The following is a 15,665-nucleotide window of genomic DNA, read 5'->3' as shown; positions in this document are numbered from 1 at the left end:
TTCCAGGGCCTGTTTCTACAGCGACTCATTTTTGTGAACAACGACTTCTAAGGTTTTAGCAGATTCACAGGAAATACCCATCAGGGCCCGGCCCGGCCTCCTGGCATCCACGCAAACAGAATCAAAAACAGCACAATCACAGCCATTGTGGCCAGCAGGACATACTGGCGAATATGCCCCGTCTGTGCCTTTCTCAGTGACAACCCCCAGGCCCAGACACTGCTGGCCATATTGTCAAAAAAGCGGTTAATCATCGCCTCATCGAACCATTGGCTGGCGTGAGAAAATCGCTCACTGAAGCGGGCACAGCCATCAATGAATGGATCAATGAGAATTCGGTCGATCCAGGCGGTGTGTCTGGCCAGATTCAGAATCGGCAGTACGAGAAATCCACGGTAGAGCGTATCGAAGTGCCAGCGATGACTCGCCAGCCTGACCAGAGGCGTCAACTGACGCGACAGATCTTTTGATGAGATCGCCCGCAATCCATACAGTGCCCACGCAATCAAAGCTCCCAGCCAGGCGGCGGCCAAAGCCATGGCACCGGCCGTCCCATGAACAGCATGGCGATCACTCGCATTCGTCCATTGAATGGAAACCACTTCATCAGTCGAGCCGCTGAACCAGGCCGGGGCCGGGCTCAGACTTGCTTCAACCAATGTGGAAACAAGCCCCTCTTCACCTCCCAGTGCGCAGAACGCTGCGAAGAACGCCAGCACCACGAGCGGCCATGTCATCAGCCAGGGGCCTTCGTGAACCTGCTGCAGAGCAGGATCCACAGGCGTATCGCGAGCAAAGAGCTTAAGCCATAAACGCAGACTGTAAGCCGCAGTCAGGCAGGCACCCAGCAGCACACTGATTAAGAGCAGAATGTGATGGGGATTCTTCAGCACAAACGCCATCGCCCCCGAGACAATGGCGTCTTTGGAATGAAACCCCGAAAAGCCCAGGCTCTCTCCAAAAATGGTCACATAAGGGACAGCCAGCCCCGAAAGAGCAATCACTCCAATGAGCATCGTCAATGATGTCAGCGGCAGGTGGGCCCTTAACCCACCCAGTTTTTCCAGATCCTGCTCATGATGTGTGGTATGAATCACGCTGCCGGCCCCAAGGAACAACAGCGATTTGAAGAAGGCATGGGTGATCAGATGAAAAATCGCTGCTTCCCAGGCACCGACACCGATCCCTAAAAGCATGAGCCCCAGTTGACTGATCGTGGAATGTGCGAGAACGAGTTTCAGGTCACGGGCAACAATCGCCATGCTGGCTCCCAGCAGCAAGGTTACCACACCCACATAAGCCAGCAGCAACAATGCCTCAGGAAGCAATAGCGGAGCAATTCTGGCGGCGAGATAAACTCCAGCCGCAACCATCGTCGCCGAGTGAACCAGAGCCGATACAGGCGTCGGACCTTCCATGGCATCTGCCAGCCAGGTATGCAAAGGAAACTGGGCACTTTTGCCCACACAACCCGCGAGCAGACCCAAACCGGCAGCCACCAGCAACGCATAGCTGATCCCCTGTCCTGAGGGCAACAGATCTGTGGGCTGGTGATTTTCCTCTGATGGAACAACCTTCTCGACGGCTGCCTGGAAAGCTTCTGGCAAAGCCATTGGCGCGCTGCCGGAAGTGTTTCCATTCAAGTCATGCACCGGGTACAGCAGAAGTGTGCCACAAGTCACCAGCAGGATCGTCATCCCGAGGACGAAGCCCACGTCTCCCACGCGATTCATGAGAAAGGCTTTCATCGATGCCAGTCGGGCGGTACGCCGCTCGTGATAGAAGCCAATCAGCAGGTAGCTCGAGAAGCCGACCAGTTCCCAGAAAATAAAAATCTGCAGCAGACCATTCGCCAGGACAATCCCCAGCATGGCAAAGGTAAACAAGCCTAAGGCCGCATAGAAATGGGCAAAGCGGCCCGGTCGCTCTGGAGTTTCACCTGGGGAATGATCGAGATGATGATCCTGATAGCTTTCTGTCTGTTCGTCGGCCATGTAAACCAGCGAGTAAGCATGCACTGCCAGTGAAATCATGGTCACGAGGACAAACATCAGCACAGTCAACGCGTCAATCGCATAACCCAGCGGAAAATCGATCTCGCCGAATTTCGCCAGTGAGTACCAGTGCCCGACCAGTCGCCTTTGTGGGGAATACCCAGTTTCATGAGCAGCATCATCACCCACTTTCGCTGCTTGTATTCCAGGAGTCTCTTCAGCCGACACACTACTGGCAGCAGTCTCAGCAGGGCTCGTCATCAGCCAGAGACCTGCGCTGAACAGGCTCAGGCAGAAGGCGACCAGTAACGAGCCAGTCCCGATCCAGCCCGGAACTGCCGAGAGCCGACTTAACTTCAGGCGCAGCACCGTGATCACCACACATCCCGCAAATGGGAGGAGCCAGGCAAGCATCAGGCAGGTAATGATCAGTGAATCGGCAGTCACAGTTATCGTCGGACCGTTGCGTCAAAAGGTAAGGTGGAAGTTTCCCAACAGGAATTCGTTTATCGCTTTAACTCGTCACCCCGATCGACATCAACCGTGAGGAAGTTATTGTAGTAATTCAAGGCAATCGCCAGGGCCACGGCCGCCTCGGCGGCAGCAATCACGATGACAAACAGAGCAAAGACCTGCCCATCAATCCCTAAACTGGTATAGCGGGCAAAAGCAATGAGATTGAGACAGGCCGAGTTGAGAATCAATTCGACACCCATCAGCACACCCAGAGCATGTCGCTTGGTCATCATGCATGTCAGCCCGGAGGCAAAAAGTACGGCTGAGACCGCGAGATAAGCTCCCAGACTCATGATACCTCTCCTGAGTTTGGGGATTGGGGATCGCTGGTAAACATCGAGAATCCGGTTCCTGAAACAAGATTCTGGCTGCGCGACAAGTCATCCCGGACGGGTGAAGACTGACTCAGCGCGGGATTCGCTGAACCTGAACTGTCAAGCTGTGCCGAGTCTTGATCCCACAACAAAGAGGTCGAGGTGGCATCTGGACTTCGCCTGGAAGAAGGGAGCTGCCGCTTGGCTCGGGCGAGATAAGCAGCTCCAATCAAGACAACCAGCAGATGAACGGAGATGATTTCAAAAGGAAGCAAATAGCCAGTTCCCAGAACAAGCTGATTTTCGCGATTCCACTGAGGTCGAAAACCGATCATGGCACTTCCCAGAGCATGGCCAGTATCTCCTTTCCGGCCTGCCCCCAGTACTGGCGAATTTTCATCACCCGTCGGAGAACTTTCAGTGAGCTGAGGTTCGGCCTCATTTTTCGGCTGTGCAGCAGTCGGCGAAACCTGGCCTGTTTTTGCGATTGTATTCAGCCGTTCCCAATCCACCGAACCGACAGTAAAGAGCAACAGCATGATCAGCGACAGGGCCAATGCCGCTGCCACAATTGTTTCACCACCAGTTGGAGAAAGAGATCTGGTGCGTCCACCGGCAGTCAGCATGACCCCGAATACGAGAATCACCACGGTTCCTCCCAGATAGACCAGCAACTGGGCCGCAGCGAGAAAATCAGCATGGAGGAGGAAGAACAAACCCGCAGCCGAAGCGACAGAGACCATCAGCCAGAACGCCATACGCACAATGTTCTGCGTCAGGGCCACCATGACCGCCCCCAGGCAGGTGGTGCTGGCAAAGACGGCAAACAGAAACTGCAGCACTGTCATCGCACCACCTCCTCAGCCGCAGGGGTTCTGGTGACATTGGTGGCAGCAGGCGATGACGAATAGTGACTGGCCTCATACAAACGATCGCCCACAGGCCTGCCCAGCAGCATGGGGCGGCCCAGAATCGTTGTCAGAGTCAAGGGCCACAGCGATGCTCCCAGAAAGAGAGCACAACTGATTGGAATCAGATACTTCAGGCAAGTCGTCATCACCTGATCGATACGCAACCGGGGGAGCGTCCACCTCACCCAGATTTGCACCGTCACCAGCAGACTGGCCTTGAACAGGAAGATGTGAGCCCCCAATAGATTCAGAGCATAGTTCCCGGCAGAAAAGCCCTGCACGGGAAAATTCTGGCCCCAGTTTCGAACAGGTGCCAGCAAGTCTTCAAGACCTGTCCCGCTCCACCATCCGCCAAGAAAGAGCAGCACGGCCACACAACTGACACTCAACATACTCGCGTACTCAGCGAGGAAAAAATACGACCAGCGCATACCGCTGTATTCCGTATGAAAACCCGCGACGAGTTCACTTTCAGCTTCCGCAAGATCGAAAGGAGCTCGTTTCACACTGGCAATCGCCACTGTGAAGTAAACAAAGAAAGCCACAAACGTGAATGGATCATGAAAGATCAGCCAGTTCGTCAGAAAGAACCCGCTCTGAACTTCGGCAATCGTGACAAAGTTTAAAGAGCCCACAGCCATAACAGGAATCAGGGCACACAACGCGAGGGGGATTTCGTAACTCACCATCTGGGCAGCTTCTCGCATCGAGCCAAAAAGTGCCCACTTCGAGCCACTCGACCAGCCGGCCAGAATAATCCCCAGAACTTCCAGCGAGATAATCGCCAGTGCGAGAAACACACTCGATTCGATGATCACAGCAGCCCACCCGCGTGAAAACGGGAGGACCATAAAGACGGTAAACGAGGCGACCAGTGCCAGATACGGGGCCAACCGAAAGAGCCATTGATCGGCAGCCGCCGGTGCGAGATCTTCTTTTTGAATCAGCTTGATTCCATCGGCAACCGATTGCAGCCAGCCGAACTTTCCGCCCACACGTGTCGGCCCCAGACGATCTTGAATTCGTCCGGAAACTTTTCGTTCGAGCCAGATAAAAAATGCTGGCGAAACTGCAAAGACGTGGAACAGCAGTAGCGTGTGAATCAGGACTGCGAGCAGAAATCCTGTAAACTCACCGGCATAACCCGACAGGAACTGCTCCAGTGTCAATCCTGTTGCCAAAATGGCCATCAGCCAACCCAATTCCGATCCAACTCAATGGTGTTCTCAGATGGCGATTCACGCCACCTGCAACTGACCTGCTGGTGAATCGTCCCAGCCCGGCAATTCCGTAAAAACAAGCGTTTTCCTAATCAGGACTATGACAGACTGTGATCACTCTCACAAGCCAGCTATGCCTTGGCAATATCGATTGCCGCAGGGATTGTTTGCGGGCCAACCCGGGTTCAGACCTGCTGATGTTTGCAGCTCTATGAATTATGGTTTTGAATTGAGAATTCGGGATCGACCAGGAAAAAAATCCCTCCAGAGACTGTCATGAGCGTGCAGAATCAGTAATTTGAAGCAAAACTGGTTCACGAGAGTGAATGACCACGCCCGCGATTAATGTTTGTAAATTGTTTCCCACTCAATGGTTCGGGCAATGATTCGGGAAAACTGCCTGGCTGAATTTCACTGTCTGGCTAAAACTTACAGAGCAATGGATGCTGTTGGATATGTCTATGGTCAGCACTCACACGAGCTTGGCAGACGTTCCCGCCCAACCGGCTCCGAACAGCCAGCGTCCTGATCCCCAGTTGGCCATCGAGAGTGCTGCTCCCGTCAGGCCGCGCCATATTGCTGTCATCATGGATGGAAATGGTCGCTGGGCACAAAGGCAGGGGCTGGAGCGAATTGAAGGACATCGCCGAGGCGTTCAGTCTGTCCGCTGTGTGGTGGAGGAGTGTGTCCGGCTGGGAATCGAACAACTCACGCTGTATTGCCTCAGCAGTGAAAACTGGAAAAGACCAAAATCAGAACTCGACTTCCTGATGGCGCTGCTCAAAGAATTTCTGATTGCCGAACGCCCGGAAATTGTTCGTCAGAATCTGCAGTTCTCGGTCATTGGCCGCCGAACAGAGCTTCCTGAAGATGTCCTGATCGAAATCGATACCACAGCCCGAGTTGCAGAGTCTCACACCGGAATGCGTTTGTGCCTGGCCATCAATTATGGGAGCCGGGCTGAGATTGTCGATGCTGTGCGTTGGATCGCTCACGATGTCGCCTCGGGACGATTATCGCCCGATGCCATCGACGAAGATTTGATTTCTGCCCGACTGAACACCCGGGAGATGCCAGAGCCTGATCTTGTCATTCGTACGGCCGGTGAAATGCGCCTGTCCAATTTTCTGCTCTGGCAGATCAGCTATGCTGAACTTTTTGTGACCACCACCCTGTGGCCAGAATTCCGCGAGCCCGAACTCCATGCGGCACTCGATGCCTTTTCACGCAGGCAGCGCCGGTTTGGTGGCCTCAATCAACCGGAATGTCATCGTTGATCATTCAACGAGAGGAAATCCATTCATGGCCAAATGTGATCAAGGTTATCTGTGCGAAGTCTGCGGCGAAGAGGTCGAAGATCTTTCCGAAAGCGATTTGTACCTCAGGTTCATCATCGGAGAAGTCCCCGTTCGTGACCTGCTGACTTCTCCCGAGCGGCACTTGAAATGCCATCCCTTTCTGGCTCAGTTCATCCTCGATGATCGTTTTGAGCCCGTAAAGCTCGATAGTCCATTCAGCAAAGAGCATTTCGATCCCGCAGAGCGCAGCCGCATGGAAACACTGGTCACCAGAGGCTTTCAGCGCCTGCAGGAACTGCGCACACTTCCTCCCATGCCATTCGCACTCTATCCACTGCCTGAGTTTCAGACAGCTGGATAGTTCGATCGTCGAGATTGACCCATCAGTCTTAATTCAATTTTGAGTTATGAAACCTGAGCCATTTCTCAAACTCGACAATCAGAAACGCGATCACTCCGACGGCCAGTATTCTTAGCCAAGTTTCGAGCGGGAGCGAGGCTGTACCAAATAACGTCTGCATCAGTGGCAGATAGGTCAGCAGCACCTGAGCCGCCAGCATCGTGGCAATCCCGGCTGGGACATACGGATTGGAAAAAATGCCAATCGAAAAGATCGAGCGATGAAGGCAGCGGCAATTCAGCAGGTAAGCACACTCCACCATGACAATCACATTGACGACGGCAGTACGTGCCTGAGCCAGAGTGTTGCCTGGACGACTCTGTTCGATCTGAAACACCCAGAATGAACCCAGCAGAATGATCAACGACACAAGCCCCGTCCGCATAAAGAGCGGAAACGTGAGAATGGGCTCTCGAGGATCGCGCGGTGGCCGCTTCATCAGATTTTGCTCATGAGGTTCAAAGACCAGCATCAGCCCCAGCAAGACCGATGACGCCATATTGATCCACAACAGTTGCACCGGCAGGATAGGTAGTTCTGTCGCCAGAAGGATGGCAACAAACAACACCATCGCTTCGCCCACATTGGTGGGAAGTGTCCAGACGATAAACTTGACGAGATTGTCAAACACGCCGCGTCCTTCTTCGACAGCGGCTTTAATCGTGGCAAAGTTATCATCGGTCAGAATCATGGCGGCTGCCCCTTTGGCAACCTCTGTCCCGGTGATTCCCATGGCAATTCCAATATCTGCCTGCTTCAAAGCCGGGGCATCATTCACTCCATCCCCCGTCATCGCCACGATATGACCACGAGATTGCAAAGCCTGGACGAGCCGCAATTTCTGCTCTGGAGCCACACGAGCGAAGACGGTGGTTTGCTCCGCAACAAGTGGCAAATCCTCGTTCGATATCTGTTCCAGTTCACTCCCAGTGACCGAAACTAACGTTTCATCACCCATCCCGATTCTTTGGGCAATCGAGCGTGCTGTCGCCACATGATCGCCCGTGATCATCTTGACTTGAACCTGGGCTTGCTGACATTCATGAATGGCATTGATAACTTCCGGTCGCGGGGGATCAATCATCCCCGTTAATCCAAGAAACATCAGATTCCCAGCCACATGATCATGCTCCAGTTCTTGCTGATGATCTTCTCCTGCGACTTTAGCAACCATCAAGACGCGTAAGCCACGCCGGGCCATGGCTTCCGCTTGACCTTGAATTTCAGCAGCATCGAGCTCGACAGTTTGGCCAGCCTGATTAACAGCCTGATCGCAACGAGGTAACAGACGTTCGAGTGCCCCGATGATGTAAATCACCCGGTTCTCATCAGGCGTTTCATGCAGTACAGCGCGAAACATGTGCTCAGATTCGAAGGGAATCATGTCATGTCGAGGCCACGGATCTTCTCGATGCCTGTGATGCAATCCGGCTTTATGGGCAGCGACCAAGAGGGCCGCTTCAGTCGGGTCACCCTCAATTTCCCATAGGCCAGCCTCTTCTCGAAGATTGGATTCGTTACACAACAGCCCTGCGCGAAGAACTTCAATCAAAGCCGGGTGATCCCAGGGGGCGACAGATTTCCCACTTTGGCTGAAATCACCCAAGGGTTCATAACCAGTCCCTGAGACGTGAAAACAGCTACCCGCTGCATAAATCTCGACCAAAGTCATCTGGTTCTGGGTCAAAGTGCCCGTTTTGTCAGAGCAGATGATCGATGTACTCCCGAGGGTTTCCACTGCGGGCAACTTCCGAATAACAGCTTTCCGCTGGGCCATGCGCGAGACACCAATCGCAAGCACAATCGTGACAGCAGCGGGTAAACCTTCGGGAATCGCACCGACGGCCAGAGCCACAGCCGCCATGAAGACGTCAGCCGCCGGCTCTCCGCGAAAAATGCCCAGCGCAAAAACAGCGAACGCGAGCAGCAGAATCACCACCATCAACAACCGACTGAACTGCGCAATATTCTTTGTCAGTGGTGTTGATAGATCGACCGTGCTCGACATCATCCCGGCAATCTGTCCGGTTTCTGTCGCATCGGCAGTGGCAATCACCACACCTTCGCCAAACCCGGCAGTCACCAACGTCCCTGCAAATGCCAGATTTCTCCGATCAGCGAGAGTGGTCTGAAGTGGTAATGGATTGATCTGTTTCGTCGCTGGTACCGATTCACCGGTGAGAGCCGCTTCTTCGACCTGCAGGTTCTTTTGAAGACAAAGCCGGAGGTCGGCGGGAACCCGGTCGCCACTTTGAATCAGCACGATATCGCCAGGGACCAGCGTTTCTGCCGGGACACTTTTACGCAGACAATCGCGACGAACCGATGTCTGCACAGCGACCATGCGTCCCAGGGCATCAATCGCTTTTTCGGCTTTGGTTTCCTGCAGAAAGCCAATGATGGCATTGATAAAGACTACGCCAAAAATGACGGCAGCATCCACCCACTCCTGAAGGCTGAGACTGACAATCGTCGCCACCAGCAGCAGGTAGATCAGTGGTTGATGAAACTGCTGAATGAACTTGAGCCACAGCGGTGTGGAATGCTGTTGACTGATTCGATTGGGGCCGAACTGGGCTTGCCGCCGGGCCACTTCCTCGCTGGCTAATCCGTGATCAAGCGAAACCTGAAGTTGTGCGAGCACTTCTTCGGCCGACTGTGCATATTCGGCTCGCTGCGTATCAGCCGGAGTGATGTCTTTGCGGCCAGTGTTTGCATTCGGCAACGATGGCACCATGGATGACACTCCGTCAAGCTTCCATTTGCTGCAGAGTCAGCAAAGCCCAGGACATCGTAAGATTAACTGGGACGTGAACGATCCGCGATCCAGCGACTGCCGGGTTCTTCATGCGGAGTTCGAGCCAGTTCCATCAATCGAATCAACTCGTGCAATTCATCCGCAGCGAGATGCCCCAACTGCCGCTCATGACATTGCCGCACAGGTTCTTCAAGGTCTTTCAAGAGTTGTAGCCCGGCATCGGTCAGCGCCACTTCGACGACTCGCCGATTCTCGGGTTTTCGTGTTCTCAGAACCAGACCTCGATCATCCAGCCGATCAATGAGCCTCGTGATATCAGGCGCCCTGCTGATGAGTCGATCAGCAATCTGCAGAGTCGCCATTCCTTCGGGATGAACACTTCGCAGCAGCCTTAGCGTGTTGTATTGCTGGGCTGAAAGTTCGAATTGACTGAAGATCTCTTCCTCAATCGCTTTCATCCGGTCGTAGGTTCGCCATAGCTGCAGATAAGCCTCTTGCGTCAATGAGTCGAATCGAAGTGGCCTCGATCGCTCATTCATCTCCTGCGAAGCCTCCCGGTCTTCTTTCGCATCTTTTTTCGTTTGCGAGGCCGGATCAGCAGGCATGAGATTAAGACTTTCCAATAACAAAAATTTCCGCCGCTCAACGTTCCGGGAAGCGAAAGGAATTGTTCGAACTGTGAGATCAGCAAATGGACATCACAAATGTTCTGAGCCTGTAGGGTTATACGACAATGCGGCCACACAGGGAGTCTACCAGCGAGGAAAGTTCGGATTCTAGCGAATTTGACGACTGTAAGGGTGGGGGGTGTTTCGATTTGGAAACATGCGTTGTCTTTTTTCGTCACGAGGACTTTTCCTGAACTACGTTTGAAAGCGGAGAGCTGTTTCTCCGGCAGCGCGTCGGCCAACCCCAAGGGCCAGCGGTGCTGCGACTCTATCGACTGGTCCTTTCAAAGGATTGCTGGCCATGCGTTTGACTGTTGCCGACCTGATGACGACTGCCGTGACGATTTCCCCTCAGGCGACTTTGACAGCCGCACTCAAGCTGCTGATCAGTTCGAAAGCTCAAGAGTTATTCGTGGTCGGGCCACGCAAAAAGCTGCTGGGAATTCTCCCGGATTATGAACTGCTGAAGGCTCAACTGGCAGAAACCGATCCTGACGCCAAGGTTGAACGCTGGATGGTGACCAGCATGCAGACCTTGTCGCCCGCCACGGATCTGGCGATCGCCACCAATCTGTTCCGCGCTGGCAACTGCTCGCGGGCCGCCGTGGTTGAAAAGGGGCAACTTGTGGGCGTGGTCTCCCGCTTTGAAATTTTGAGGTTATGCCTCATTCTCCGGGTTGATGCACCGCATACGACGCCCAGTACTATGGAAGTCGAAACACATCTCGAACCTGCACAAAACTCGAAAACCAAAGCTCGTCTCACGACGACTTCCCGGACCTCAACACGGGCAACACCTGAGCCTGCCACAACCAAGTGCCAGGTACCCGAGCCAAAATTCATCTCAACGACGACGGGCCGTCAGAAGTCAAAGTCGTCAGGACGTTCAAAGGCCGCCAGCCAAGAGAAAGTGACCAGTCGCGCCAAGGCAAAACGTCACTGAGAATCAGGATTGATGAAGCGCAACATAGAGGCTTTTCAATCGATAGATCAGGATGGTCGAGTCTGCTGAGAGAACCTGTCGAATCATCCATTGGTTTTGCGACGTATAGAACTCACTCGAGGAAGCTTGGATTGTTTCCGCATACGCAACAGTTCGGATAACAGGCGAGTGCCCGAAATCTGCTTGTGTGTTTTCTGGCTGAAATTGTCGACGAGTTTCTGAAGCTCACGTGGTGATTGACTGAGACGATCTGCTGGAATGCTAAGATCACGATAGGTATCCAAAAGGGCCTGGCGTTCCTCATCGGTGATCGGTTCAAGATTTCGGCGAATCTGTGACAAAACCTCATCGATGCGATTACGGGGATAGACCTGGTAACCCCCAAGCGCTTCCGGAACTCGAGTCGAGGCCGGACCGTTGAGAAGGATAAAGATCGGTTTATTCCAGGCTGTTGCAGCACCCAGTTCGATCATTCCCATGGCATCAGGGGCGGAGTCTGGCGAAACAATGACAATGAAGGCATGACATTCAGCGATGGCATCCCAAATGGCACTGCTTATTTCTTGTTCGATTGGGACACTTGCGTCATGAAATGGCTGAAGCCCTTCTGCTTTGAGTCGATCTGCGACATCTGTCGCAAACTCACGGTCATGCGAACTGTGGCAGACGAATACATCAAAAGTAGGCGTTACGGTCGCTGTCATTTCTTCACCCGACGCTTAAGTTCGGCGAGATACTTGTCAAAGTCATTGATGTGAAAAGCCTTCTTACCCTCGATTATATCCGGAATCGCGTCGAAAGTGACATGGCAAAGTACCGGGACGATGCGATAGTCCTTGCGACGCCCCCAGGCAGCACCAACTTCGAGCAACACCCAAGGTCGTTCAATCGAATCTGGCGTGAGCAACACGACCAACTCACGTGAAATCTGAATTTCAGTTCGTATTGATTGCGGGATGCTGTCACCACCGTTTATGTCACGGTCATCACGAAAAGATGTTGCCCCAATAGCATCAATTTTCTCACAGATTGTCGTAGCAATCCACTTGTCAGCCGTGGCATGGCTCACAAAAACCTGATAGCGAGGCTTAGGCCGAATTGTTCTCTTGGTTGTCTACTTAGTGTTTCGTTTTGTCATTCATTAATGCCACATCGAATAACAAGTTGCCCCGAATTGCCGAACAAGATCTGCCACTGTGAAGCATTTGCGTGTTATGCAGGGCTGCTAAAAATCCATTGAGTGTCGGTTGTACACGAATGTAAGTTGACTGCCTCATGAACGCAAACTGAATCCCATTGAAGTCCGATACAATGCCTTAGATCATCAGGCTCTATCCGCTGAACTCGACAGGACAGTCAAGAAGAATGAATCAAACATTTCAAAGTCGACTCCGATTTCAGTCCACATCGTGATGTTTTTCTCTTTGGCATTTTCACGAAAACTACACTTCTGAAATTGCACGCCTCTCAGCAATTTTCCTCGATTCACCATGACCAGAATTGCAGTTTCCTACTGGATTCACACCTGTTGAACTGAGATGATCAGGTTCCTGAAGCAGTCCTCTCAAATCTTGAGCACACGGCTTCACTCGAAAACATGATCATTCGATGGCAGTGGCAGGTGAGGTAAGTTTTATGGTGTTTCGTGCACAGTCTCCGTTTTGCAGCAGAGCGGCTTCACAACCCGGCGATGCCATCAAGCCTTCGATCTATCGAGTTGGGCTCACTCTTGCCGCTCTGTTGCTCTTCACCCCGCTAACCTGGGCGAATGACAAAACCGCTTCTCTTCCTGATCTCGTGGCCAGAATCAAATCGATTGGCCTCAAGGGAGAAGGTTATCCAGCGGCTGTCGCTGCCCAGAAAGAATTGTCATCGCAAGGGCCACAGGCGTTACTGCCGCTGCTCGATGCGATGGAAGGGGCTTCACCACTGGCAGTGAACTGGCTAGCCGGGGCTTTGGAAACCATTGCCGACCGTTCACTTCGAGCCGGTGCTGTCGGCCAGGAAGCAGGAAGCGGGATTCCTGCCGCTGCATTCGAAAAAGTGGTGCTGGATCGTACGCGATCGGCCACCCCCAGGCTTCTGGCTTTCGAGTGGCTCGTGAAGGTCGATCCTGCTGCCAGGGATCGATTGATCCCTGGGATGCTTGACGATCCTTCCGCCGACTTCCGCCGAATGGCAGTGACCCGCCTGATAGCAGCCGCCGATGCATCGAAAGATGATGCCGAGCGGCTCGATCTTTGGAAAAAAGGATTATCGGGTGCGACGGACGAAGATCAGGTGAAGGTGCTGGTGGATCATCTGAAATCAGCGGGAGTGACTGTCGATCTGGCCCGGCATTTTGGCTACTTGCTGGAATGGAATCTGATCGGGCCCTTTGACAACTCCGGAAGAGAAGGCTTTGCCAAAACCTTTCCGCCTGAAGTCTCACGCGATCTGGCAGTTCCTCTGCAAGGTCGAGAAGGGGAAGTCAAATGGGATCCATTCACTTCGACGGACAAGATGGGTGAAGTCAATCTCATTCCCATCTTCAAAAACTATCGCGATTCGCTGGCTTATGCCGTGACAAACTATAAAGCTGCGAAGGCTGGCCCGGCCCAGATTCGCTTGACGACTCCCAATGCCTGGAAAGTCTGGGTGAACGGAAAGCTGGTCTTTGCGCGAGATGAATATCATCGCGGATCAATGTTCGATCAGTATGTGATTCCGGTCACGCTCCAGGAAGGTCACAATGAGATCCTGCTCAAGATCTGCCAGAATGAGCAAACCGAAGACTGGGCACAAAAGTGGTTTTTCAAAGTGCGGATTACTGACAACTCGGGTAAGGCCATCCTGCCAGCCGAGTAACATCCATCCCCACTCAGCACTTCAGTGATACTGGCCTCGACCCAGTGAAGCATTAGTGCGGTGAGTTATTAATTCAGCGAGTTATCAACACATTCGATCATCCTTCATTGCACCCTGTGGCCACCCTCATGGATCCTGTTGCCACCAGAGCAGAATTGAGCCTTCTATGATCCGTCCATTAACGCGTGCGAACATCTCTCCGGTGAAGCCACTGTTTTCCGTTGGCTGCCTCAGTGCAGGGTTGATTCTGGCGCTGGGGATCCATGCGAATCATCGACTGCTTGCCGAAGACTGGCGGCAGTTTCGCGGGAGTTCCAGTACGGCCATTTCCCGCAGTGCCGCGCCACCCGTCGAGTTTGACAGCAGTGGCAAAAATGTGGCCTGGAAGGTTGATCTTCCCGGCCGTGGCCTTTCCAGCCCGATCATTATCGATGACCGTGTCGTCGTGACCGCAAGTTCCGGCCCTAGGCAAGACAATCTGCACATTCTCTGTTTCAAGGCGAATACCGGAGAATTACTTTGGGAACGCCGATTTCTTGCAACAGGTCGCAGCCTGACTCACCCCAAAACCTGCAATGCCGCTCCCACTCCCGCCAGTGACGGCGAGAAGATTTTCGCCTTTTTCTCGAGCAACGATGTGATCTGTCTCGACCTTTCGGGCCAGTTGCTCTGGATGCGCGGACTGACGCTCGATTACCCGAATGCCAGTAACAGCCTGGGCATGTCGTCTTCCCCGGTCGTGGCAGGTAATGTCCTGGTGACTCAGGTCGAGAATGACAGTGAATCTCTGACGACCGGGCTCAACACCTCAACAGGCGAAACCCTCTGGAAACTCGACCGCCCCAAACGAGCGAACTGGACATCGCCACTCCTCCTGGCCGATGGCCAGACAGTGCTGCTCCAGTCCTCCAAAGGTGCCGATGCTGTCGACGCCCGAACAGGAAACATCCTGTGGTCATTTGGTGAAGGGGCAGCCACCATTCCTTCTTCAGCACGGGAAGGCGAGACGATCTTCATTCCATCCAATGGCTTGGTAGCACTCCGGCCTGCCAACTCGAATACGCCTCCCGAAAAACTCTGGCAGGAGAACAAACTCAAACCCGGGACAGCCACACCAGTGGTTGCCGAAGGTAAAGTCTATTGCCTCTCGGGAGCGGGAGTCCTGCTTTGTGCGAATGTCGATAAGGGAGAACTCCTCTGGCAATTGAGGCTCGAAGGTCCCTTCAGTGCCTCTCCAGTCATTGCCGACCGGAAGCTTTATTGCGTTAATGAATCAGGCAAATGTTTTGCAGTCGATCTCAGTGGTACCAAAGGCTCCATAGTGGCTGAGAGTCTTCTGGACGAAACGATCCTCGCCACGCCATCCCTTTCTGATGGTGCACTCTATCTGCGAAGTGATGCCCACCTGTGGAAGATCGCCACGCCGTAGTCGATCGTCGGCATCAGCCGGGCACATCAGCATCAAACCCGGATACGCTTTTCATGAGCTCACAGCGGTCTCTGTGCCATGCTTGCAGCTCTGGGCTCTCTTTTGCACACATCTCTCCATGCCTATTGATCTGAAGTGTGGTTGGAGACTGCGTGGCTGGGGTCAAACGTCTTCGTTTGCCCCCAGGTCATTCGACTTTGGTCGTTCTTGACGAACTTTTTCAACGATCATGAAGCATGCTTTCAAATAAAGTGGTGCTTGTGAACTCGATTGACGAAAGGATGGAGGAACACACCGGACCTCCACCACCTGACAGTGTGAAAACACGAATTGGAAAAGCGTAAAGGCCACGCCTTTTCGCTCTGTT

At 53.3% G+C, this 15,665-nt stretch carries 13 protein-coding genes; 5 read left to right on the top strand and 8 right to left on the bottom strand.

Annotation, left to right across the window (positions count from 1 at the left end):
* Positions 1 to 80: 80 nt before the first annotated feature.
* The 4 genes from A6X21_RS04830 to nuoH are packed head-to-tail and all read right to left on the bottom strand — an operon-like array spanning position 81 to position 4,925.
* Positions 81 to 2,441 carry an NADH-quinone oxidoreductase subunit 5 family protein gene (locus A6X21_RS04830; RefSeq protein WP_083233406.1) on the bottom strand — a complete coding sequence of 787 codons (2,361 nt, stop codon included), beginning with the start codon at positions 2,439 to 2,441 and terminating at the stop codon, positions 81 to 83.
* 59 nt (positions 2,442 to 2,500) lie between these two features.
* Positions 2,501 to 2,803 (bottom strand): NADH-quinone oxidoreductase subunit NuoK, encoded by a 303-nt coding sequence (gene nuoK / locus A6X21_RS04825; protein ID WP_068846361.1) that lies wholly within the window; start codon positions 2,801 to 2,803, stop codon positions 2,501 to 2,503.
* A complete protein-coding gene (locus tag A6X21_RS04820) occupies positions 2,800 to 3,672 on the bottom strand; it encodes an NADH-quinone oxidoreductase subunit J family protein (RefSeq protein WP_068846360.1) in 873 nt (290 codons plus the stop codon). Before A6X21_RS04820 ends, nuoK begins: the two co-directional genes overlap by 4 nt.
* Positions 3,669 to 4,925 (bottom strand): NADH-quinone oxidoreductase subunit NuoH, encoded by a 1,257-nt coding sequence (nuoH, locus tag A6X21_RS04815; RefSeq protein WP_068846359.1) that lies wholly within the window; start codon positions 4,923 to 4,925, stop codon positions 3,669 to 3,671. The genes A6X21_RS04820 and nuoH overlap by 4 nt, the downstream gene beginning before the upstream one ends.
* Before the next feature lie 491 nt (positions 4,926 to 5,416).
* Between nuoH and uppS the strand changes: the two genes are divergently transcribed.
* Both uppS and A6X21_RS04805 read left to right on the top strand, forming a co-directional pair.
* Complete coding sequence (gene uppS, locus A6X21_RS04810; RefSeq protein WP_083233405.1) at positions 5,417 to 6,232, top strand: undecaprenyl pyrophosphate synthase; 816 nt, start codon at positions 5,417 to 5,419, stop codon at positions 6,230 to 6,232.
* A gap of 25 nt (positions 6,233 to 6,257) precedes the next feature.
* Positions 6,258 to 6,614, top strand: a complete 357-nt coding sequence (locus A6X21_RS04805; RefSeq protein WP_068846358.1) for a hypothetical protein — start codon at positions 6,258 to 6,260, stop codon at positions 6,612 to 6,614.
* Positions 6,615 to 6,642: 28 nt separating this feature from the next.
* On the opposite strand, the gene A6X21_RS04800 is transcribed toward A6X21_RS04805, so the two are convergent.
* Complete coding sequence (locus A6X21_RS04800; RefSeq protein WP_068846357.1) at positions 6,643 to 9,390, bottom strand: cation-translocating P-type ATPase; 2,748 nt, start codon at positions 9,388 to 9,390, stop codon at positions 6,643 to 6,645.
* Positions 9,391 to 9,452: 62 nt separating this feature from the next.
* Complete coding sequence (locus A6X21_RS04795; RefSeq protein WP_068846607.1) at positions 9,453 to 9,950, bottom strand: MarR family winged helix-turn-helix transcriptional regulator; 498 nt, start codon at positions 9,948 to 9,950, stop codon at positions 9,453 to 9,455.
* Between the two features lie 430 nt (positions 9,951 to 10,380).
* On the opposite strand from A6X21_RS04795, the gene A6X21_RS04790 reads away from it, so the two are divergent.
* Entirely contained in the window at positions 10,381 to 11,022 is a 642-nt protein-coding gene (locus A6X21_RS04790; RefSeq protein WP_068846356.1) for a CBS domain-containing protein, read from the top strand.
* An 83-nt stretch (positions 11,023 to 11,105) separates the two neighbouring features.
* On the opposite strand, the gene A6X21_RS04785 is transcribed toward A6X21_RS04790, so the two are convergent.
* Positions 11,106 to 11,726: a toll/interleukin-1 receptor domain-containing protein gene (locus tag A6X21_RS04785; protein ID WP_068846355.1), complete on the bottom strand. Its 621-nt coding sequence runs from the start codon at positions 11,724 to 11,726 to the stop codon at positions 11,106 to 11,108.
* Entirely contained in the window at positions 11,723 to 12,091 is a 369-nt protein-coding gene (locus A6X21_RS04780; RefSeq protein ID WP_068846354.1) for a toll/interleukin-1 receptor domain-containing protein, read from the bottom strand. Before A6X21_RS04780 ends, A6X21_RS04785 begins: the two co-directional genes overlap by 4 nt.
* 566 nt (positions 12,092 to 12,657) lie before the next feature.
* On the opposite strand from A6X21_RS04780, the gene A6X21_RS04775 reads away from it, so the two are divergent.
* Positions 12,658 to 13,869 carry a hypothetical protein gene (locus tag A6X21_RS04775; RefSeq protein WP_068846353.1) on the top strand — a complete coding sequence of 404 codons (1,212 nt, stop codon included), beginning with the start codon at positions 12,658 to 12,660 and terminating at the stop codon, positions 13,867 to 13,869.
* Positions 13,870 to 14,035: 166 nt separating this feature from the next.
* A complete protein-coding gene (locus A6X21_RS04770; protein WP_068846352.1) occupies positions 14,036 to 15,298 on the top strand; it encodes an outer membrane protein assembly factor BamB family protein in 1,263 nt (420 codons plus the stop codon).
* Positions 15,299 to 15,665 lie beyond the last annotated feature (367 nt).

It is taken from the genome of Planctopirus hydrillae, assembly GCF_001707835.1.
Taxonomy (GTDB): Bacteria; Planctomycetota; Planctomycetia; order Planctomycetales; family Planctomycetaceae; genus Planctopirus; species Planctopirus hydrillae.
The sequence above is the reverse complement of the archived record's forward strand: the minus strand, read 5'-3'. Positions and strand labels throughout refer to the sequence as shown.